Source organism: Thiomicrospira pelophila DSM 1534 (genome assembly GCF_000711195.1).
Lineage (GTDB): Bacteria > Pseudomonadota > Gammaproteobacteria > Thiomicrospirales > Thiomicrospiraceae > Thiomicrospira > Thiomicrospira pelophila.
Genome location: NZ_JOMR01000001.1, coordinates 285,040 through 307,474, shown reverse-complemented (window position 1 = coordinate 307,474; position 22,435 = coordinate 285,040). Strand labels below are relative to the sequence as shown.

Below are 22,435 nucleotides of genomic sequence, written 5' to 3'. Positions count from 1 at the left end.
TTTATGTAACCTTTAATGCGTTGATTCAAATGAACTTTGTAAACGGTCACCCGTTTTTGATAAGGATTCAAACATGGTTTGAATCCACTCTAGCCCGGCCGAGACCCATTCGCGAGCATCGAACCAATTAAACATCACAGCTAGAGATAACACCGCCAATATAATGAGCAGTGTAAATAAGCGTCCAAACATAAGTAGGGCTCTCCTGAGAAATCAGTTCTTTATGGAATCTGTTTTTCCTGCACTTTTTGCAACCGATTGATCGCCGACCAGACTTGTTTTTGCGTATGGGTGTTCTCAAGCTGCCAGTGCAATTCATAATTTGCGACCCGGCGCAACTCCGTACGTTCAATATCGAGTTGAATTCTACCCGATAATATAAAGTCTGCTTCATTTTTATTATCATGAACTAAATTCACTTTTCCAGACTCAAGTAAGCGTCTTTCAAGAGTGCGAATAAAGTCGGTACGCGCTAAAATCTCACCTGTATTATTTTCAATTTCGCCGATCATGAGCGTCGGTTGGTTAGCGTGACGCTGTTCAAAATTGGAAAGCCAGTTGAACTCAAGCATCTCGGATACCAGGCCTGGTGCTAAGCCATCAAACTCAATTAAGGTTAAACCGGTTCCTTCATTAAAGTCTACAGGTTCAACTTCTTGAACGGGCTTCTGCGCACATCCGACTAACAAAGCTAAAGCGGCTAGAATAGTCCAATGTCTCATGATCTCCTCCTTGGAGCCTTCTCCATTTTGGTCTCTTTATATAAGAATTAGCTAAATTTTAACATAAAATTCGGCCTTTCCTTTTGATCAATCATGCCGGCCCTTGTCGTCGCCATTCGCGTATCTTAAATCGAGCCGGGTGTGTGGCCGCATAAAGCGATGGTACGATCGGTGCGGGCTCCCCCATCATATCGGCACAAATGAGTTTCGCCGCCAAAAAAACCGACATTAAGCCGCGTGCACCATGACCATTTGTCACATATAAACCCGCCTGATAACGCTGGGACGGGTACTTAAACATTGCCTGTTTATGCGATTGGTTTAAGTAGGCCGATGCCAACCAGTCTGTATCAGGTAACCCTCCAATAATAGGTAAGTGATCCGGCGTGGTTGGCCGAAATCCAACCCGCCCACTTAAGTCTTCTGGTTGTGCCTCTAACCAGTCTGGCAAACTGTTGGCCACTGAATCTAAATTAAGCTGATGACGTTGCAAGCTCACAGTCGGATCCAAACTGGGCGCTTCAAAGGTTGCGCCTGTCACAGCCATACCACTGGGAGATGGCGCCGAATAACCTAAATGACTAACGGCTCTCTTCAGCGACCAGACCTGGTGGTCTTGATTCAAGTTAGTAACCTGTCCTTTTAAAGGTCTGATGGGCAAACCATTCATCACTGTCGGTATAGCTCCCTCCGCCAGCACCACCGCATCGGCTTGCCAAACCTGGCTTTTTGTATGTAACGTCCAATGAGTTTTCTGACTTGATGACTCTGTGTTTTGAGTTAGCATCTCTACATTTTGCTCATAAAACACTTTAATTTTTGGGTGATCTAAACACGCCGCCACAATTGAAGGCGGATTTAACCAGCCGGCTTGAGGAAAAAATAAACCAGGCTGAGTTACGGTTCCACCCAATAATTTACTGGCTTCATCCGCCTCTACCCAGTATGCAAAATCAGCCGGAAAACCAACTCGACCCATGGCTTCTTGCATACGTTTATGGTTTTTTTCATCCACGGCCAAGTGCACAAGACCGTTCAAATTACCCTTTATTTTATTTGCCTCTAGCCACGGTTTAACTCGTCCCAAGGTTGCCTGAAAACCTTGCCAGTACCATTGACTTCGTAAATTCCAGTCTGCGGTAACTAATGGGTGAAGCGCCCCCGCCAAATTTCCTGACGCCCCATCAGAGGCTTTATCTTTAGCTTCCAATACCGTTACTGCCCAACCGGCCTCGGCCAGCTCGTAAGCGACACTTGCCCCCGCCAAACCGGCACCAACTACTATTGCATGAGCTGGTTCTTTAAAAGCCGCTGGGCGATCAAACCAAGGCGTTTTAGTGGTGAAACGACGGGCACCATTAATCTGCAGGAGCAACCCATTTTCCGGGTGATTAATGAGAATGCCAAACCCTAATTTTTCATACATACGAAGTGCATCGTCATCCTGGTAAACACTAACTAAATGCGTGCTTAGTTTACTTTGACGACGTATCTGATTAACAAACTCACTGGTTGTGCATACAGTCTTATCTAACCTTTTTTGCGGCCATAAAATCCAGCTATCAATTTTTATATCCAAATCGGTAACACCCTGCAATAGGTCGCCAAAATATATACTCAGCTGCACACGTCCATCTAGCAAACTTATCTGTTGCCAGCCAGGTAAAACAGTTGGGCGCTTGCTAAGCCATTCCTCCCATAATGCATTCGGTGCAGCCTTCGGCCTTAATGACTTTAATCGCTCCAACATAAACTTTGAGTTGAGCCGTTCATCAAATATTACATAATGCAATTTTGCGGCCGATTTTGTCTTAGCCCGCCATAAATTCATCAACTCAAAAAAAAGTTGGAAATCTGACACACCTATTTCTGCAATTGAAACCCTTTCGGACTGCTCAATTTGACTAGCTAAACCAAGTGATTTTAAAACATTGAATGTCACAGTCATGATCTGAACTCTACTAAAAAACAGGCCTGATAAAGTTCGATAAATTCTTTTTTATAGCTCATTAAAATTCTAATTATCTTTTTCTGTTTTGTATTGAATAAGTTTGCGTTATAATAAAATACAACAACCAAAATGGTGGATGAATCATGAAAAAATATGCCTTAACCTTAACAATTTTATTAGCTTCAACTCACGCACAAGCTGACATATTAGGTGCTGGCTTAGGAACTGGGATCTGGACGTCAGGTCCAGTTGGTACAGTTACAACCAATAATAATGAGTTTGATGTTGAAAAAGACACTGGTTTAGATGCCAGTAACAATAATTATGTATGGGCTTATTTTAATCATCCCCTGCCTTTGATCCCAAATATTCGCTTAGAGTCTACTCAAGTTAGCAGCAGCGGCAACGGTAGTCAAAGCGTCACGTTTCAAGGTGCAACCTTTACCGCGGATAGCGAGACAGATCTAAACTTGAATCAAGTTGACGTTTTGCTCTACTGGGGCATCCCGCTACCCGTTGTTAGCCTTAACTATGGATTTGGTGCTAAACAGTTTACGGGTGACTTGACCATTTCAGACAGCAGCAATAACCGAGAAACCACTGACTTAGATGGGACTGTACCGGTTGGCTACTTAGCAGCCCAAGCAGACATTCCGGGTTTACCTTTAAACTTTAGTGCTGACATTAAAACGTTGGGGTCTATTTACAATGACACCACTCTAAAGGCACGTTATGACATTACCAGCTTTGGATTAAAGCTCGGCATTGAAGCGGGTTACCGAAACCAACAGCTTAAAACCGATGATATAGGGGACATTGATGTGGACATGAAAATTGACGGTTATTTTGCAGGCGTTACACTTGTTTTTTAAGTTTACTAACGACTAACTCAGTCAAAATCGTTGCCGTCCGCTAATCCTCTCATTGCTTCCCTTAAAGCGCACTTAACTCAAGTGCGCCATCGTCAACTGGTCGTTCTAAGTGGCGATCTATCTTGGCGTTTAAATCAACTCCAAAAACTCGAAACCCAACCCGGATTATGGTTTGGCGAAACTAGCCTACTGCCTAACTTTCAAGTTGTCGACAAATTACAAAATCAACTCGGTCAAGAAATACCCAGCGCCATCTTTTGTGCTGAATCTGGTATTGATGCGGACGCCTTGGGTATTGCGGCGGGCATGATCCAAGCTGGTGGAGTCTTATGGTTGTTAATTCCCCCCATAGATGACTGGCTACATCAACCCAACCCAGCTAACCAGCGTTTTATGAGTCACCCTCATACCTACCACCAGGCCTGGTGCCAGTTTAATGATCATTTATACACAAGTTTAAAGTCACACGGCGTTTGGATTATGCAAGACGAACCGCTAAATCCAGGCTTAAAAATCGACCAGCCACTAAACCATCCGCCACTCAATGGTTTGAGTAACGATCAACAACAAGCTTTGGTGGCTATTAAGCAAGTCGCGTTCGGACATCGAAAACGCCCATTAATAATCGAAGCCGCTAGAGGTCGTGGTAAAACCACCTTATTAGGCGAGTCGGCGGCTCGACTTTTACAGCAAGGCAAGCAACACATCGTGATCTGTACAGCGCGCTTTGCTCAATGTGAGTTAGCATTTAAACGCGCCGCGCAAGTGCTGGGAGCAGACTATACAAAAAGCGGACTTAAGACTCAAAACCAAACCCTCGCCTTTAAAGCCCCTGGTGAATTAATTCAGCACCCTATTGAAACCGATGTATTAATGCTGGATGAAGCGGCACATTTACCTATACCAGTATTAGAACAGTTGGTACAACTCTATCCAAGAGTGGTTATGGCCACTACACAACATGGCTATGAAGGTTCTGGGCGCGGATTTAGTTTGAAGTTTAAGCCATTTTTAAACCAGCACTTTCCCGGCTGGCATCAAACTCGTTTAAGCCAACCGATACGCTGGAATACAAATGACCCCCTCGAAAAAGCCATCAACCAAGCTTTATTACTGGATATCGAGTTAAATAAACTCTCCAGCACGGATAACCTAGACCCACAACACTTAACCATCGACATTCGAACACGCGCACCCAATCAACTCTCAACCGACGAATTAAGCCAAGTTTTTAGTTTACTAGTTGAAGCACATTACCAAACGTCTCCTGCCGATTTACAGCACTGGTTATCCGCGCCTGACTTGCAGCTGCAACTGGCGTATTTACCAGTCGTCACCAACCCTCAGTTAGTCGGGGTGCTGTTAATTTGTAACGAAGGTCATTTGCCCAATATTGAACCCAATCGACGAGTTAAAGGCCATTTGGTTCCACAGCTTTTACGCCGCTTCAGCGCACAAGACGACTTATTAAATCTAAGTAGCGAACGTGCTATGCGACTAGCGGTTCACCCGCAAGTTCAAAACTTAGGCATTGGAAGCCAGCTTGTTCTACATTGGCAACAAAGCTCGCAAGCTGAATTTATCAGTACGAGTTTTGGGGTCACCCAAGACCTCTATCATTTCTGGCGTAAACAGGGCTTTGAGTCCGTTCACCTTGGTGCCAAACGTGATAAAGCCAGTGGAACGCATAATTTAGTGATGCTTTATAGCCACCCTGCAAACGAGTTGCTCGACACAGGCCAGCAGTTGTTCCAGACGCAGCTGCCTCACAACCTGATTGAACTATACAATCAATTGCCAGCCAGCTTAATCTGGAATCTGCTCACCGAGAATCCAGCCATCAATCACGAAACGCTTTCAGTCCAACTGAATGCTTATTTGAACGAACACGCGCCATATGAAGCAGTGAGCCAACAGCTTTGGCAATGGGCGCTGAATAACCCGCGCTGCCTGTTAACCCAGTCCGAGCAGGTTCAATCAGTTTGGCTTGATAAAATCATACGAAAGCGCGATTGGCAAACGATTGCACACCAGCACAAGCTGGCTGGAAGAAGTGCGGTTGAGACGATCCTTCGTCAAACTCTAACGCGCTATCAAGCTAAGTCGTTTTAAATCACGCAATAAGATCGACTTGAGTAATCACGGATTAATTTGAAAATACCACGGTTTTATTACCATGGATAATCACACGATCTTCTAAGTGAAAACGTAATCCACGCGCTAATGCAGTTTTTTCGACATCACGCCCTTGGCGACGCATTTCTTCAATACTGTGCGCGTGTGATACGCGAATCACATCTTGCTCAATAATCGGGCCGGCATCCAATTCTTCAGTCACATAATGGCAGGTCGCACCAATCAATTTAACGCCGCGCTCATAAGCCTGATGATAAGGTTTCGCCCCCACAAAAGACGGTAAAAAACTGTGATGAATATTAATCACTTTACCAGCATAATCACGACACATTTGCGGCGGTAAAATCTGCATATAGCGCGCTAACACCACCACATCCGCTTCATAATACGCGGCTAAACGCTCAGACTCTGCAAAGGCCAGGGCTTTGGTCTCTGGCGTGACAGGGACATAATGAAATGGAATTTGATACCACTCGACCATTGAGCGCAAATCTTCGTGGTTGGCAATCACACATACAATCTCACCCGGTAAATCCTTTTCGTGCCAGCGATACATCAAGTCCGCCAGACAATGCGACTCTTTGCTCGCAAACAAGGCGATTTTCTTAGGTTGTTCTGAATCCGTCATAAACCAAGTCATATTAAAATGATCGGCAATCGGCTTAAACTTAGCCTTAAAAACCTCAAGCCCGTCTGGCAATGAGCTGGCTAAAATTTCATGGCGCATAAAAAACCAACCATTACCCGCATCGGTATGATGATTGGCTTCGACAATCGTGCCCCCTTGTTCAGCAATAAAGGTCGCAACTCTAGCGACAATACCAACCTGATCGGGGCAAGAAATCACCAAACGGTAGACTCGGTTCATGTTGTTATCCTAGCTAAGCAAAAGGCTTATGATACCAAATCCGAGCCCAGTCAGGATATTTGGCTATGGTATAATTTGCGATCTTTTAGGGCAAAGCAAGGTTGTGTGAATGAAGATTGTGTCATTTAACGTCAATAGCGTACGTATGCGCCAACATCAATTGAAAACATTGGTTGAACGCTATCAACCCGATATTATCGGCCTGCAAGAAACCAAAGTACAAGATCACGAATTCCCATTGGCCGACATTGAAAGCCTAGGTTACAAAGCCGAGTTTTCAGGTCAAAAAACTCATTATGGTGTGGCATTACTTTATAAGCCAGAGTTGCAACTAACCAAACTCCAAAAAGGCTGGACGACCGACTTAGATGATGCACAGCGCCGCATGATCATTGGTGACTTTGTAACGCCAAGTGGTGAAACCATACGTGTACTAAACGGCTATTTTCCACAAGGCGAAAACCGCGAACATCCGATTAAGTTCCCAGCTAAACAAGCTTTTTATGCCGACTTGATGGCCTATTTAAATAATGAGTGTCAACCGGAGCAAAAGCTGGTGTTGATGGGTGACTTTAATATTTCGCCCCAAGATATCGACATTGGTATTGGTGAAGCCAATCGTTTGCGCTGGCTTAAAACTGGCAAAACCAGCTTTTTACCCGAGGAACGCGAAATGTGGCAAAAGCTGCTAGACTGGGGTTTATATGACACCTATCGTAAAGTCCACCCAGATCGCAATGACGTATTCAGCTGGTTTGATTATCGTTCGAAAGGCTTTGATGATGAACCCAAACGCGGCTTAAGAATTGATACATTATTGGCGACCAAATCAGCAAATGAACTGGTTACCGACTCCGACATTGCTTATGACGTAAGAGGCATGGAAAAGCCTTCTGACCACGCGCCCGTTTGGACCGATTTTAAACTTTAAAAAGCAGCTTATAATTTTATGACAACCAATACGGTAAACAACATGCATACATTGAAGGTTCAGCGCGTTAATCACCTGACTTCAAACATCATGCAGCTTTTCTTAGAACCCAGCAGCATTTTTAGTTATCAGGCTGGCGACTATTTAATGCTCGGCTTAGATCAAGCTGAAACCAAACCTTTTTCAATCGCCAATGCGCCGCAAGATAATGGTTTATTAGAGTTGCATGTACGTAACCTAGATCAAACTGAATGGATGCAACGCTTATTTAAAGTGCAAGCTGGGGATACTTTGTGGGCTGACGGCCCTAAGCCGCAAATGAAGTTACAACACGAAACGGATTTGAATATTTACATTGCTGGCGGAACAGGAATTGCGCCAATCAAAGCCTTGCTAGAACAGCGCTTAAAACAAGGATTAAGCCAGCCCACCAAACTTTATTGGGGCGCTCGTCGCATTGAAGAGTTTTACATTCACGACAGCCTGTTAACCTTGGCGGCGCAAGATACACAACTCACCTACATTCCGGTGTTATCTGAAAACGATCCAGCTTGGAGTGGCGAAAAGGGGTTTGTACATGAGGTTGCGATTCAACAAAACCCTGACTTAAGCCAAGCGACCGTTTATTTATGTGGTGCCTGGGCGATGGTGCAAACCGCTGAAACAGATTTAATTAACGCGGGTCTGCCAACGTTACGCTACATTCATTAAAAACCGTTTGTACTTGCGCCCTCTGACACACGAGCGCAAGTGCAACTTAACTCTACACCAAAACCGCATCCACTAGTTGCTGAGCTTCCTGCAAAATTTGCTTAAGGTGAGCCTCATCTTTAAACGATTCGGCATAAATCTTATAAACATCTTCGGTGCCAGAAGGCCGAGCCGCAAACCAACCGTTTTCGGTGGTGACTTTTAGGCCACCAATCGCCGCTCCATTTCCAGGGGCATGCGTTAATTTTGCTGTAATCGGCTCGCCCGCTAACTGAGTAGCGGCCACTTGATCGGCATTTAACTGGCTTAACTTGGTTTTTTGCTCGCGATTAGCTGGTGCATCAATCCGAGTATAAATCGGAGCTCCAAATTGCTGGGTAAGCTTTTGATAGTGTTGAGACGGGTCTTGCCCGGTTGCAGCCGTTATTTCAGCCGCCAGTAGGTTCATAATCAAGCCGTCTTTATCCGTGCTCCAGGTCAGGCCTTGTTTATCCAGAAACGACGCTCCGGCTGATTCTTCGCCACCAAAACCCAATGAACCTTCCACCAAGCCTGGTACAAACCACTTAAAGCCGACCGGCACTTCAATCAATGTTCGACCGATGCTTTGTGCGACCCGATCAATCATTGAACTCGACACCAAAGTTTTACCGACTCCAGCCTGAGCCGACCAGTTTGGACGATGGGTAAATAAATACTGAATCGCCACCGCCAAATAGTGATTCGGGTTCATCAAACCGCCGGTTGGTGTGACAATGCCATGTCGATCTGCGTCTGGATCGTTACCAAATGCAATATCAAACCGATCTTTCAGTTTAATCAAACCCGCCATTGCGTAGGGTGACGAACAATCCATGCGGATTCTGCCGTCTTTATCTACACTCATAAAGCCAAACGTAGCATCGACCTTTGAGTTCACAACCTCAAGATTCAAATGATACGTTTCTGCGATTGGTTGCCAAAAATCGACACCCGCACCGCCCATTGGATCCACACCAATTTTAAGACCCGAATCGGCAATCGCCGACATATCCACTACATCGGTCAAACTATCAACATAAGACTTAATCAAATCGTTAGACTTCACCCGGCCAGAGGCGAGCGCTAAATTCAGACTCGTGCGACGAATATCGCGCCCACCTTGCAATAAAATTTGATTTGCGCGCTGTTGAATCCAATTGGTGACATCCGTATCCGCCGGACCACCGTTGGCTAGGTTGTATTTAAAACCGCCATCTTGCGGCGGGTTATGCGATGGTGTAATCACCACGCCGTCTGCCAGCCCACTACTTCGGCCTCGGTTAAAGCGGATAATCGCATGCGAAATCACCGGCGTCGGCGTATAACGCCCGCGACCTTGAATAATAATATCGAGGTGATTGGCGACAAATACTTCAATCGCGGTTGTATGAGCCGCTTCAGATAAGGCATGCGTATCCATGCCGATAAAAATCGGCCCATTAATGCCAGCTTGCGCGCGATATTCAACCAAGGCTTGGCAAATAGCCGCAATGTGATCGTCATTAAAACTGGCCGAACTAGCACAGCCGCGATGACCCGACGTGCCAAAGCCTACCGCTTGAGCTGGATTAGACACATCTGGTTTAAGCGCATAATAATCCACCATTAATTTGGGAATATTTTCTAACAACTCAAACGGCGCCACTTGACCCGCAAATTCCGATATCGCCATCTGTCACCTCTTTATTTAATCTGTTTTCACAGCTTAGGCTAACAAGCCATCAATAATACGATTAAGTGTGGCGCTCGGGCGCATTACCGCATAGGTTTTGGCTTCATCTGGATGGTAATAACCACCCAGTTCCATGGCTTGACCTTGTGCTGCTTTTAGCTCAGTTAAAATTTGAGCTTCGTTTTGTGACATGGTATCGGCCACCGACTTAAACTTTTTCTGTAAAGGCTTATCTTGCGTCTGTTTCGCCAAGGCTTGTGCCCAGTAAAGTGCTAGATAAAAATGGCTACCACGATTATCCAGCTCACCCAGTTTGCGCCCCGGTGATTTGTCATTATCCAAGAATTGGCTAGTGGCTTGGTTGAGAGTATCCACCAGCACTTTGGCTTTTGGGTCTTGAGTTTGATTCGCTAAATGCTCAATCGACACCGACAAGGCTAAAAACTCGCCGAGTGAATCCCAGCGTAAAAAGTTTTCTTGTACTAATTGTTGAACATGCTTTGGTGCCGAACCACCCGCCCCAGTTTCAAACAAGCCGCCGCCGGCCAACAAGGGCACAATCGACAACATTTTGGCGCTGGTACCCAACTCTAAAATGGGGAACAAATCGGTTAAATAATCACGCAACACGTTACCGGTGACGGAGATGGTATCCAGGCCTTGTTTAGCCCGCTCTAATGTCATCTCGATTGCGGCTTCTGGCGGCAGAATTTGAATATCTAGACCATCGGTATTAAAGTTTGGAAGTGCCGCTTCGACTTTTTTAATTAAGTTCGCATCATGCGCGCGCGCCGAATCCAACCAGAAAATCGCCGGTGTATCGGTTAAACGAGCGCGTTCTACCGCAAGGCGAACCCAATCTTGAATCGCGACATCTTTGGTTTGACACATACGCCAAATATCACCTGTATCAACATCATGTTGCATCACAACCCGACCTTCATCATTAATGACTTTCACCAAGCCTGGTGCTTTCATTTCAAAGGTTTTATCGTGCGAACCGTATTCTTCCGCTTTTTGTGCCATTAAACCCACATTTGGCACGCTACCCATCGTAGCTGGGTCAAATGCACCGTGTTGTTTACAAAATTCGATGGTTTTTTGATAAATGCCTGCGTAACAACGATCTGGAATCATGGCTTTCATATCGTGCAGTTCGCCATCCGCGCCCCACATTTTGCCCGATGAACGAATTGCCGCTGGCATCGAGGCATCGATAATAATATCGCTTGGTACATGTAGGTTAGTGATGCCCTTATCCGAATCCACCATAGCCAAATTAGGCTGGTTTGCATAAACTGCTTGAATGTCGGCTTCAATGGCTAAGCGCTCAATATCCGGCAGGGTGCGTACTTTGTTTAGCAAATCACCCAAACCATTTTTGGTATCCACGCCCAATTTTTTAAAGGTGTCCGCGTGTTTATCAAACACCTCTTGATAATAGACTTCAACCGCATGACCAAACATAATTGGGTCCGACACTTTCATCATGGTGGCTTTTAAGTGTAACGACAACAACACACCTTGTTGTTTTGCATCCGCAATCTGTTCGGCAAAGAATTTGCGCAACGCTTTGACGTTCATGACCGATGCATCAATCACTTCACCGGCTAACAAAGGTGTACTGGCTTTTAAAACCGTTACCTCACCTTCGCGAGAATGATGCTCAATCCGCACCGTGGTTGGCTTATCCGCAACCAGGGATTTTTCAGTCCCGTAAAAGTCCTGCGCGTGCATATTGGCAACATGTGACTTTGAGTCTTTCGTCCAAGCGCCCATTGAGTGCGGATGTTTTTTGGCATATTGTTTAACCGGTAACGCCACTCGACGATCCGAGTTACCTTCACGTAGCACTGGGTTAACCGCTGAACCCAACACTTTGGCGTAGCGTGCTTTGATGTCTTTTTCTTGTTCGGTTTTGGGCTCGGCTGGATAATCCGGTAGGGCGTAGCCTTGCGATTGCAGTTCTTTAATCGCACTGGTTAATTGCGGAATCGAGGCACTGATATTCGGTAACTTGATAATATTGGCTTGAGGCGTTTTCGCGAGCTCGCCCAATTCAGCTAAGGCATCTGCTTGTTGCTGCTCGGGCTTCAGAAAATCTGGAAACAAGGCTAAGATTCGACCTGCTAGTGAAATATCACGGGTTTCCACTTCCAACCCCACCTGATGGGTAAAGGCACGAATAATCGGCAAAAGTGAATAGGTGGCTAAGGCAGGCGCTTCATCGGTGTGGGTGTAAATCAAAGTTGGGCCATTTGCGCTCATCGAATTTCCTTTGGTTGAATCATTTAAGTTCGCTTATTCTAACCGAAACTCGTTTTGCGCCCAAGCTTAAAGCACCAGGCCTGGTGCTTAATGTGCTACTTGGTTACGGCCGGCTTTTTTGGCTTTATAGAGGGCCTGATCGGCCTGTTTTAGTAAGTTTTCGACCGATATTTTTTGATCACGCTCGTTAGATGCGACTCCTAGACTGATCGTAACATGGTCAGCCACCTTCGAATAGGCATGCGGGAAAGCGAGGTTTTCAATCGTTTCACGTAGGGCTTGTGCAACTTTTAAGGCACCTTCTAACGGCGTTTCTGGCAGGATGACCGCAAACTCTTCGCCCCCATATCGCGCCAATAAATCACTCGGACGCTGAATAATTCCACGCATTGCTTTAGCCACTTGGATCAAACACTCATCACCCAGCCCATGCCCATAATTGTCGTTAAAGTTTTTAAAATAATCGATATCCAGCATAATCAAAGACAGCGGCTGTGAAATCCGAGTCACACGACGTGCTTCTTTTTTCATCATTTCATCAAAATGACGGCGATTCGCAATATGTGTAAGACCGTCCACGTGTGACATTTCTTCCAATAAGTCCGTTTTTAACTTCAGATTCAAGTGATTACGTACGCGAGCTTTCACAATAGGTAGATGAAATGGCTTAGTAATATAGTCAGCCGCACCCAAGTTGAGTCCTTTTTCTTCATCCGTGGCTTCACTTAAAGCCGTTACGAAAATGATAGGGATCGAACTGGTTTCGGTATCCGACTTTAACTCTCGACAAACTTCATACCCATCCATCTCAGGCATCATAATATCGAGCAATATCAAGTCTGGTGGTGACTCGGAACGACAAATCTCTAATGCCCGTTGCCCATTGGTCGCAACTTTTATGCGATAGTCCGTTTGCAGGGCATTGGCTAAAACTTGGATGTTAGATGAAATATCGTCAACAATTAAAACAGCATTGTTCTCGCGGCTCATTGGTTACTGGTTACTCCGTTGTTGCATTGAGCTTTAGGCTATCAATCAATTGCGAAATTAACTGTGCCGCTTGTTCATAATCAAATAATTCGATCGCACTCACCAGGTCAGCTTTATGAGCTTGAGCCGCGTAGGGCAATCCGTCGAATAAACTTTCTAACTGCAATAGATCGATATATTCACTATTATTAATTACTTCTTTTAATTGATTTACTTTCAAGTTCAGTTCATCGGCGTTGAGCGCTACTTTATCAGAATCGTCGATTTGCTTAACCGTTTGTTGAGGGAAGCTGGCTTCAATTTGCATACGAGCATCTCGCATCGCGGTTTCCAAAGCCTTAATGGTTCGCACGGATACAGACTGACGCTGTTTAAGTAGCTGGTCAATATGCGACGTTAAATCCGCCAAATGAAAGGCTCCTAAATTGCCGCTTACACCCTTTAAGGCGTGAGATAGCGTTTGCGCTTCAACCCAAACCGACTCTTCATCTGACTTTGTTAATTGCTTGAGCAAATCCGGTAATGGTTTGAACTGACCATTAAGCTGTGCCGAAAACTTGTTTAACAACCTTTCAAAAAGTGTTTGATTCCCTTGTAATTGAGTAAGACCTTTTTGTAAATCAAAACCGCTCAAGCTCGGTAAGTTTTCGTACTGATCATCGATTATATTCTCAGTTTGGATCAAACTGGGGACATCTTTAAGCCACTGACTTAGAACATGGTAGAGCTGAATCGACTCAATCGGCTTACCTAGGTGGGCGTTCATACCCGCGGCTAAGGCTTTATGTTTATCTTCAACCATCGCCGCGGCTGTCAGCGCAATTATGGGCACATCAGCATTGAACTCTCGAATTGCGCGCGTGGCTTGATAGCCGTCCATAACGGGCATTTGAATATCCATTAGAATCGCATCAAACGTTTGGTGTTTGGCCTGATTAACCGCCTCTGCACCATCCGACACCGTTTGAACATTCAAGCCCATCTGCATCAACATTTCCTGAGCAATTTCTTGGTTAATCGGATTATCTTCTACCAACAATACATCACCGGTCAGGCTTTGTTGACTCATAGAAAGTCGGTGATCTCTGTCCTTTAGCTCTTTAAGGTCTTGTTCATCGCACAAGCCAAGCGGCAAACTGAAGCAAAAACAACTGCCTTGTCCTAACTGACTACTGACTTCGATACCGGCACCACCCATCGCCTTAACCAAACGTTGACTAATGACCAAACCTAAGCCAGTGCCACCGTATTGGCGTGTAATGGTCGTATCCGCTTGGCTAAATGGCTGAAATAGCTTCTGCTGGTTATGTTCGCTAATACCCAAGCCAGTATCATGAACTTCAAATCTTAACCAGGCCTGGTGGTTATTTGTATTATCGGGTATTTGGTGTTTTACAACTAGGCGAACTTCACCCTGGTCAGTGAACTTAATCGCATTACCAATCAAATTGGTTAAGGTTTGGCGTAGCCGCAGCTCGTCACCACGATAAATCTTTGCCAAATCCGGTTCTATTTGCCAGACCAGCTTGAGCTGTTTACGTGCGGCTTCGTCGCTGAACAAGCTAGCTAAGTGATCAAGTAGAACATCAAAATAAAAGCCTTGATTCTCAATAGTCAAACGACCGGATTCGATTTTTGAAAAATCGAGTATGTCATTGATAATACCTAGTAGGGATCGACCGGACTGAAAGATTTTACTCATTTGTGAACGCGCTTTACTTGGCAGCTCTCCTTGCAACGCCAGTTCGCTCAAACCCAAAATCGCATTCATCGGTGTTCGAATTTCGTGGCTCATATTAGCCAGAAACTCTGACTTTGCTTGATTCGCTAATTCCGCCGTTTTCTGCGCTTGCTTGATAGCCGCTTCTGCTTGAAGTTGATCGGTTATATCAACCCCAACCGATTGAAAGTGAGATAACCGACCTTGCTGGTCAAAAAAGGCACGGTTAACCCATTTAACAGAGCGTAACTGTCCATCAAAACGCTTAACTTCATTGACAAAAGCGATAGTTGGATTCTCTGCACTGCAACACTCCAAGGCCCGAAGATTGGATAGTCTGTCATTTTCAGATAACATATTTATCCACTGTTGGCCGATCAGTTTTTCTACTGAGAACCCAAAATATTCGGCCATTGCGGTATTAACAAACGTCATCGTGGTATCAGGAAAAAAACGGTTAATCATATAAGGGTGACTTTCAACCAAGTCTTGATATTGAGACTCACTGGCTTGTAACTTTTGTTTAATCTCAACCTGTTCGGTTATATCTTGTACTGTACCATGTGACTTAATTAACTCACCTTGCTGATTAAACTCGTTTTCAGCCATTTCTCTTACCCACTTAACTCGACCGTCGGGCATTTGAAGGCGGTGATCAATATCATAGGGACTCTTATCTTGGATCGATTTTTGATAGGATTTTTCGACTATATCACGGTCATCTGGGTGAATCATCTGCATAAACTTTTCATAGCTTGGCACGAAAGATTGCGGTGCAAGTTCGAAAATTCGGAAAACTTCGTCCGACCACTCCAATCGGCCACTTATAAGGTCGAGTTCCCAGCTCCCCATTTTGGCGACCTGCTGTGCTTTATTCAGACGCGCTTGGTTACTATATAAAGCCTGTTCAGTTTTTTTCTGTTCAGTCACATCATGGATATAGCCATGCCAAAGGACGGCCCCGTCTTCCTGACGGACAGGTGTAGCCTGACCCGACACCCAAATTTCACCCTTAGGTAAAATCACTCGATATTCACAGCGCCACACCGATAAGTTTTCAGCCGAAAACATCATGCTATCGGTCACCTGCTTTATATCATCAGGGTGAATTAAATTTAATACGACTGACGCATCCTTTTTAACATCGCTGGGCTTAACACCATAAATGCCTTCAATCCCTTGGCTGGTGTAAGGGAAAGCCATTCGGCCATCAGAATGAATCACAAATTGATAAATCATACCCGGCACGTTTTCGGCAATACCATTCAGCCGCTCTTTTTGTTCGCGTTGATTTGATACATCCGTATGCGTGCCGACAACTCGCAATGGCTGACCGGCTTCATCACGTTCTAGCACTCGGCCACGGTCTAAAATCCACTTATAGCCGCTGGCCTTGGTTTGCACTCGATGGACATTCTCATAAAAGTCGGTTTCACCTCTAAAGTGCGCTTGTAAATCCGATTCAACACTGGGCATATCCTCCGGATGGACCCTAGATGACCATTCATCCAAACTATCACTGATTTCGTTAGATTCGTACCCGAGCATACTTTTCCACTTATCAGAAAAGTATACCCTGTTGGTTTGGGCGTCCCAGTCCCAAACCCCTTGATCTGTTCCATCTAGAACCGATCGCCAACGTTTTTCACTGTTTGCAATTTCTTGTTCGACCATTTTGCGATCGGTTACATCTATATACACGCCACGATAGCCAACGACCTGGTGTTTGCTGTTAAATAATGGCTGACCGCTGGTGCTAAACCAAAACAGTTCACCATTCTTAGCTGTTACTTGATTTTCTAAGTCGTTAACCGATGCGCCACGAACCAATAATTTGAACGTATCTTTTTTAAATTTTTCTCGGCTGACTTCTGGGTGCAATTCGTAATAGTGAACTTTGTTAATCAACTCTTGCGGCTCATAACCCAGTACTTGAGTAACAGCTGGGCTAATAAATGTATACAGGCCGTTAATATCTATTTCCCATATTATTTGTTTGCTTTGGCTAATTATGGATTCCAACCGCTCTTCCGTTTGCTCCAATGATTTTCGAATATTGACCGACTCGGTTTGATCAAGAAGGTAACCATAAGACTTGAGAAAGTGGCCGTTATCATCGTATTCGGCCCGCGTATAGTCATAAAGCCAATGAGTTTGCCCTTCGCTATCTAATACCCTATAGTGTTGCTCCCAACCAATCCGGTGTTCTGAAGTAAATTGACTCACTTCTTTAGAAACCTGTGCGAGATCTTCCGGATGGACAATATCGGCAAACCTAAAATTCGGATCAGTCAGCTCGTTAGCGCTGTAGCCAATTAAGTTTCGAATATTATCAGACACAAATTCGACGGGCCAACCCGGTTCGGCTCGCCAAACAATCACCGATACTGGACCACCGGCAAACAAGTCACGTTCGGTTTTCAGTTGGCGTTTTTGCTGGTGTAAAAGATCACTCCAATCTTGATAAACCAGAGCCACCAGGTCTTTTTGATGCACAATGCCTGAAATGCGGTCACTCTCATCAACCACCACCAAACGCTTGATGCGATTTTTACGACTCATGCTCAGCGCCTCTTGCAAGGTCATGGACTCATCAAACGTAATTAATGGAGAAGTCATGGCTTCTTCAACAGGTTTGCCTGCTTGCCATTCGTGATCTAACAAATTAATGATGTCACTTTGCGTGATAATGCCAATCGGGTGAGCTCGTTCGTCAACCACAATCGCAGCCGCTTGCTTAACTCGATTCATCTCTAAAAAAGCCGATTCCAGTGTATCTTTCGGCGAAACACGGATGACACGCACCATACGTACCAGTTCACCAATTGACCTGGTCTGTGCTAAATGTTGCGGATCTAGGCAGGACGCTAAATCAGAATAACTAACAATACCGCATAAACCATGCTCATTTATAAGGCATAAATGTTCATCAGGATGATCTTTAAGGGCCGCCAAACCATCTATCACGCTAGCGTCCGGCGACATCTGAGGTACGTTATTCAACTCAACTTGGTTAAGCGGGGTTGAAAATGCAACCCCTAAGACTTGGAATTCAATTAACTCTCGAGTGGTTAAAATGCGCAAGCCAGTTTTCCCATTAACAACTACATCACGGATGTTATGCTCATGCATTAAGTGCACAGCGTCTTGAATCGTTTGATTATCATCTATAGTTACCACGTCTCGCGTGGCGACTTGTAATAGTTTTGGGAAAAACACAATAACTCCTTAAAGGCCGACACATCTGTAATCACCAAGCCGGTGCTCAGACTATATTATTCATTTTATACATCTTGCATGCTTTTAGCATCCAATAATGACGCTTTATCCGCTAAAATGGAAACCAGTTATTGATAAGGCTTAAACATGTTTAATAAAAATAACCGCATCTATTGGTTGGTGATTGTTGGGTTGATTACAATTTGGCTATTAGCTTATGCCTATTTGAAACAACGAACCGATACCGCTATGGAAAGTCGACTCATGGAGCGCACATCAACCCAAAAAGTCGCATGGCAAGCGGCCATAAATACCTACGACTACACCATTCAAACCTACTACGATCAGTTGGTTAACCGCCCCCAAGTTTGGACTTTATTAAAACAGGCTCAAAACCCCAAACAAACACAACAAGCACGTGAAGCCTTAATTCAATATCTAAGCCCGATATACGAATATCTTAGCAAGCGGGGTGTGCGTCAATTTCATTTTCACACCCCCGATAATCACAGCTTTATCCGCTTCCATCGTATAGAAAAATGGGGAGATGACTTAACTGAAATCAGACCCTCTATTCGTTGGGCAAATCAAAATAAACAACCCTACTTTGGGTTTGAGACTGGACGAGTGGTATCTGGATTTCGTCATGTATTCCCGATTATTGACGATCAGAACCAACACTTAGGCAGCGTCGAACTCAGCATGCCGTTCGAAAAAATTCGATTAGAGGCAAGTGAATTATTACCAAATCGAAATTTTCGCATGGTAATCGCCGAAAACGACCTAATGAGCAAACTTTTTGATAGTCAACGTCATCTTTATAGCCGCTGGACGGTCAATCCAAATTTTTATGTAGAGGATCGTCATAGCGAACTTAATGATTCTCCGCCCGCTTTCACCCCCGATGAAATTCGACTGAATGGATATTTAAAAACCAATCATAAAGTCCAACACTGGCTAAATACTAAAGAAGAAGGCAGTTTGGCTTTCTTTTTGGATGGCAAACCCCAAAGTGTAACCTTAACTCCGATACATGACACACTAGATCAACTTTCAGGTTACCTTGTCGGTTATCGTCAGGCACCTGAGCTTTTGATGGCCGAAGATAATTTCCATACTTCTTTATTAATCAGCACCTTAACAACCGGGCTTTTTGGCCTGTTTGTTATTCTTTGGTTGCGTCGTAAAACGCAACATCAACAAGAACGCCAGTTTTTAAAAACCATTTACGACACCATGGGTGAAGGCCTCTATGTATTGGATCAATATGGCGCAATCAGTCATATCAACCGCAAAGGCATGCAAATGCTTGGCTACACAGAAGCTGAATTGTTAGGTAAGAATGCACATGATTTATTCCATCAACACCCTACAAACGAAACAAATGACCCGGATGAATGTTCAATCCAAGCTTGCGTGTTTCAACAAAAAATCTACGAAGGTGCGGTTGAGTTTAAAACTAAAGACGATCAAATTTTAACCGTAAAGGTGGTCAGCCAACCCCTAGTTAATGAAGGAAAATTGCAAGGATCTGTCACCACGTTTATGGACATATCTCGTGAGCAAAGTATTTCAGATGAATTGAGAATTGCCAAAGACAAAGCTGAAAAAGCAAACCACGCCAAGTCTGATTTTCTGGCCAACATGAGCCATGAAATCCTCACACCACTTAATGCCGTTATTGGACTTAGTGAGTTAATGCGTGACACGGATCTTGATATCCAACAAACCGATTATCTAAACAAGATCAGCCAATCATCACACTTGCTATTATCAGTAATCAACGACATTCTTGATTATTCGAAAATCGAAGCTGGCAAGCTTGAGCTTTCACCTCAAGCCTTCTATTTGAAGGATACTTTTGATCATCTTACGACTTTATTCCAGCAATCTGCGCATAAAAAAGGACTGGCATTTTTAATTGATATTGATCCAAGACTACCCAAAACCCTATTTGGTGACGACCTTCGCTTAATGCAAATTCTGACGAATCTGACAAGTAACGCCATTAAATTTACTCCTAAAGGAGAAGTTCGTCTAACCGCAAAAATGACCCAAGACGATGATCAAAGCGTGCAGATTCAGTTTCGTGTATGTGACACTGGCATTGGTTTATCTGAGCAGCAAATCGATAAACTATTTAAACCCTTTGCCCAAGCTGACAGTTCAACTACACGTCAATACGGAGGAACGGGCCTTGGTCTCGTCATTTGCCAGCGCTTGGTGAAAGCTATGGGAGGTAACCGGTTATATATCGAAAGCCAGCCTGAACATGGAGCTTGTTTTATTTTTACACTCAACTTTGAAAAAAACACTCAAGGACAAACGGTTGCTCATCACTTTAATCTACACAATCAGGCCTGGTTAAACCTAAAGTTCGCTGGCCATGTCTTACTAGCCGAAGATAATCAAATCAATCAAATGGTCGCCTCACAACTTTTACAAAAAGCCGGTCTGAAAGTAAGCATTGTGGAAAATGGTCAAGCCGCCGTTGAAGCTGAACAATCAGAAAAATTCGATGCCATATTTATGGATTTGCAAATGCCTATCAAGAGCGGCTATCAAGCCAGTATGGAAATACGTAAAGACAACCCAGACATCCCAATTATCGCACTGACGGCTGCCGCATTGGTTGAGGATCGTAACAAAGCCCTTGCTGCGGGGATGAATGATCATCTAAGCAAACCAATTGAAGTGCAAACACTTTATGCCTCTTTAGTCCGCTGGCTCGGTCATTTGCAAATTTTTAATTCTGAAGAGCCCGTTTTAACTCAATCTTCACACAGTGCTAATACCCAATCGGCCTTGCCCAAAAACCTTGAAGGCTTCGATTTGGTTTTAGGTCTAAAGCGTTTGAAAATCGGTGACGAACTTTATAAAGATTTATTAGTTGATTTTGCGGCCCAACTTAAAAAGGATAAACCTGTTCTCGAAAATGAATTGGGATTGGATTTAAACCGATTACATGCGATCAAAGGCGTCAGTGGTAATTTAGCCGCGATGAATCTTTTTAACGCCGCTGATCAACTAGAGCATGTTCTAAAAAGCTCAGAGAACCCTGAAAGTATTGAACAAGCTAAATATAAGTTTTTTGAAAGTCTAAACATTGTTTATAACAGTTTAAATCAATGGCTAGAGTCCTTAAACGTTGAGTCTGAGGATGTCGAAACTTCGGCTAAATGTCAGCATGAACCTGTCGATCTTATACTGAAATTAGAGCAGGGCGACTTATTAAATAAAGAAGAAGTGTCGTGTTTACTAACTTGGGCGAGTAAGCACGCAGATGAGTCATCAATTACAAGACTAAAGCAAGCATTGTTAACGCTGGACTATACAACGGCTTACCAAATCGTTAAACCGCTTTAAGATGTTTTGTTTTACGATGCCAAATTAATAGATCCTTAAAAACCTGCGGGTCTTTAATCATGGTAATTTCACCTTCACGAGGGATCAGCTGGTCTTTTAAGCGTGATAACCAAAACCTGAGAGCCGCCATTCGCAAAGCGGCCGACCAGGCTTGGTGCTCACCGTCCGTCAATTTACGTTCTAATTGATAAGTTTGCAGACTGGCTTGTAACTTGGCTTCATTCAAACTGTGATCAGATTGACGACACCAATCATTTACCATCACCGCCAAATCATATAAACATGCGCCGTGGCAAGCGTAATACAAGTCGATAATGCCGGTTAATTTTTCGCCATCAAACATCGCGTTATCAGTAAATAAATCAGCATGAATCACACTTTGAGGCAAATGCGCCCAGTCGATCGATTCTTGAAAAGCCAACTCACTCCCCACTAATACCTGGTCTTCTGAAGCCATTAAATGTTGAATTTCGGACACCAAGTCACGCGCCCAATCCAATCCACGATCATTCGCACGATAAAAACCAAAGTCTCGACCCGCGCTATGAAACTTGGCGAGGTTATATGCCATTACTTCACAATGCACCAAGTCAGGTTGTTCAAGCGTTCGTCCGGTTAAACGTTCGACTAAAGCCGCCGGTTTATTCGCGAGCGTTTTAAGGTACTCACCTTGTTTATCAGGCATCGGATGCGCGGTAGGAATTTCATGTTCCGCCATAAACGCCATGATATTAAGAAAATACCCTAGCTCGTCCGGCGTGTGGTGTTCAAAAATGGTAAGAACAAATCGACCCTTAGTGGTATCGACAAAATAGTTGGTATTTTCAATGCCTGCACTGATGCCTTCAAAATGCACCAATTCGCCCAAATCATAGTCCTGTAAAAAAAGGCTTAAATCCGCCGAGTCTATTAGGGTGTAAACAGACATAAAATCGATTCCAACGTTTAAAAAGTTGGGCTGATTTTACCACAAGGTGAGATCAAAGAA

General features: G+C 44.2%; 14 protein-coding genes. 5 read left to right on the top strand and 9 right to left on the bottom strand.

Annotation, left to right across the window (positions count from 1 at the left end; translation table 11 throughout):
* Window positions 1-12: 12 nt before the first annotated feature.
* From N746_RS0101440 to mnmC1, 3 genes are all read right to left on the bottom strand, one after another.
* On the bottom strand, window positions 13-192 hold the full coding sequence (locus tag N746_RS0101440) for a hypothetical protein (RefSeq protein WP_029933586.1): 180 nt from the start codon (window positions 190-192) through the stop codon (window positions 13-15).
* 29 nt (window positions 193-221) lie between these two features.
* Complete coding sequence (locus N746_RS0101435; RefSeq protein ID WP_029933585.1) at window positions 222-722, bottom strand: hypothetical protein; 501 nt, start codon at window positions 720-722, stop codon at window positions 222-224.
* A gap of 91 nt (window positions 723-813) precedes the next feature.
* Window positions 814-2,670, bottom strand: a complete 1,857-nt coding sequence (gene mnmC1 / locus N746_RS0101430) for an FAD-dependent 5-carboxymethylaminomethyl-2-thiouridine(34) oxidoreductase MnmC1 (RefSeq protein WP_051678441.1) — start codon at window positions 2,668-2,670, stop codon at window positions 814-816.
* A 146-nt stretch (window positions 2,671-2,816) separates the two neighbouring features.
* On the opposite strand from mnmC1, the gene N746_RS0101425 reads away from it, so the two are divergent.
* Window positions 2,817-3,545: a TIGR04219 family outer membrane beta-barrel protein gene (locus N746_RS0101425; protein ID WP_029933583.1), complete on the top strand. Its 729-nt coding sequence runs from the start codon at window positions 2,817-2,819 to the stop codon at window positions 3,543-3,545.
* A gap of 30 nt (window positions 3,546-3,575) precedes the next feature.
* Window positions 3,576-5,657, top strand: a complete 2,082-nt coding sequence (locus N746_RS0101420) for a tRNA(Met) cytidine acetyltransferase TmcA domain-containing protein (RefSeq protein WP_081835956.1) — start codon at window positions 3,576-3,578, stop codon at window positions 5,655-5,657.
* A gap of 34 nt (window positions 5,658-5,691) precedes the next feature.
* Here the strand turns inward: N746_RS0101420 and purU are convergent, their stop codons facing one another.
* The gene (purU, locus tag N746_RS0101415; protein ID WP_029933581.1) at window positions 5,692-6,549 is read right to left on the bottom strand and encodes a formyltetrahydrofolate deformylase; all 858 of its coding nucleotides are present in this window, start codon (window positions 6,547-6,549) and stop codon (window positions 5,692-5,694) included.
* A gap of 109 nt (window positions 6,550-6,658) precedes the next feature.
* Here purU and xthA point away from each other — a divergent pair, with 109 nt between their 5' ends.
* Window positions 6,659-7,480: an exodeoxyribonuclease III gene (gene xthA / locus N746_RS0101410; protein ID WP_029933580.1), complete on the top strand. Its 822-nt coding sequence runs from the start codon at window positions 6,659-6,661 to the stop codon at window positions 7,478-7,480.
* Between the two features lie 18 nt (window positions 7,481-7,498).
* Window positions 7,499-8,191, top strand: coding sequence for an FAD-binding oxidoreductase (locus N746_RS0101405; protein WP_081835955.1), 693 nt, complete (start codon window positions 7,499-7,501; stop codon window positions 8,189-8,191).
* 52 nt (window positions 8,192-8,243) lie between these two features.
* On the opposite strand, the gene pgm is transcribed toward N746_RS0101405, so the two are convergent.
* The 4 genes from pgm to N746_RS10545 form a co-directional block, all read right to left on the bottom strand.
* A complete protein-coding gene (gene pgm / locus N746_RS0101400; RefSeq protein ID WP_029933578.1) occupies window positions 8,244-9,884 on the bottom strand; it encodes a phosphoglucomutase (alpha-D-glucose-1,6-bisphosphate-dependent) in 1,641 nt (546 codons plus the stop codon).
* Between the two features lie 33 nt (window positions 9,885-9,917).
* The gene (locus N746_RS0101395; RefSeq protein WP_029933577.1) at window positions 9,918-12,152 is read right to left on the bottom strand and encodes an NADP-dependent isocitrate dehydrogenase; all 2,235 of its coding nucleotides are present in this window, start codon (window positions 12,150-12,152) and stop codon (window positions 9,918-9,920) included.
* A gap of 87 nt (window positions 12,153-12,239) precedes the next feature.
* Window positions 12,240-13,142, bottom strand: coding sequence for a diguanylate cyclase (locus tag N746_RS0101390; protein ID WP_029933576.1), 903 nt, complete (start codon window positions 13,140-13,142; stop codon window positions 12,240-12,242).
* A 10-nt stretch (window positions 13,143-13,152) separates the two neighbouring features.
* Window positions 13,153-18,081, bottom strand: coding sequence for a PAS domain-containing protein (locus N746_RS10545; protein ID WP_029933575.1), 4,929 nt, complete (start codon window positions 18,079-18,081; stop codon window positions 13,153-13,155).
* 147 nt (window positions 18,082-18,228) lie between these two features.
* On the opposite strand from N746_RS10545, the gene N746_RS10540 reads away from it, so the two are divergent.
* Complete coding sequence (locus N746_RS10540) at window positions 18,229-21,447, top strand: ATP-binding protein (RefSeq protein WP_051678439.1); 3,219 nt, start codon at window positions 18,229-18,231, stop codon at window positions 21,445-21,447.
* Here the strand turns inward: N746_RS10540 and N746_RS0101375 are convergent.
* Window positions 21,434-22,375 carry a homoserine kinase gene (locus tag N746_RS0101375; protein WP_029933573.1) on the bottom strand — a complete coding sequence of 314 codons (942 nt, stop codon included), beginning with the start codon at window positions 22,373-22,375 and terminating at the stop codon, window positions 21,434-21,436. The genes N746_RS10540 and N746_RS0101375 overlap by 14 nt on opposite strands.
* Between the last annotated feature and the right edge of the window lie 60 nt (window positions 22,376-22,435).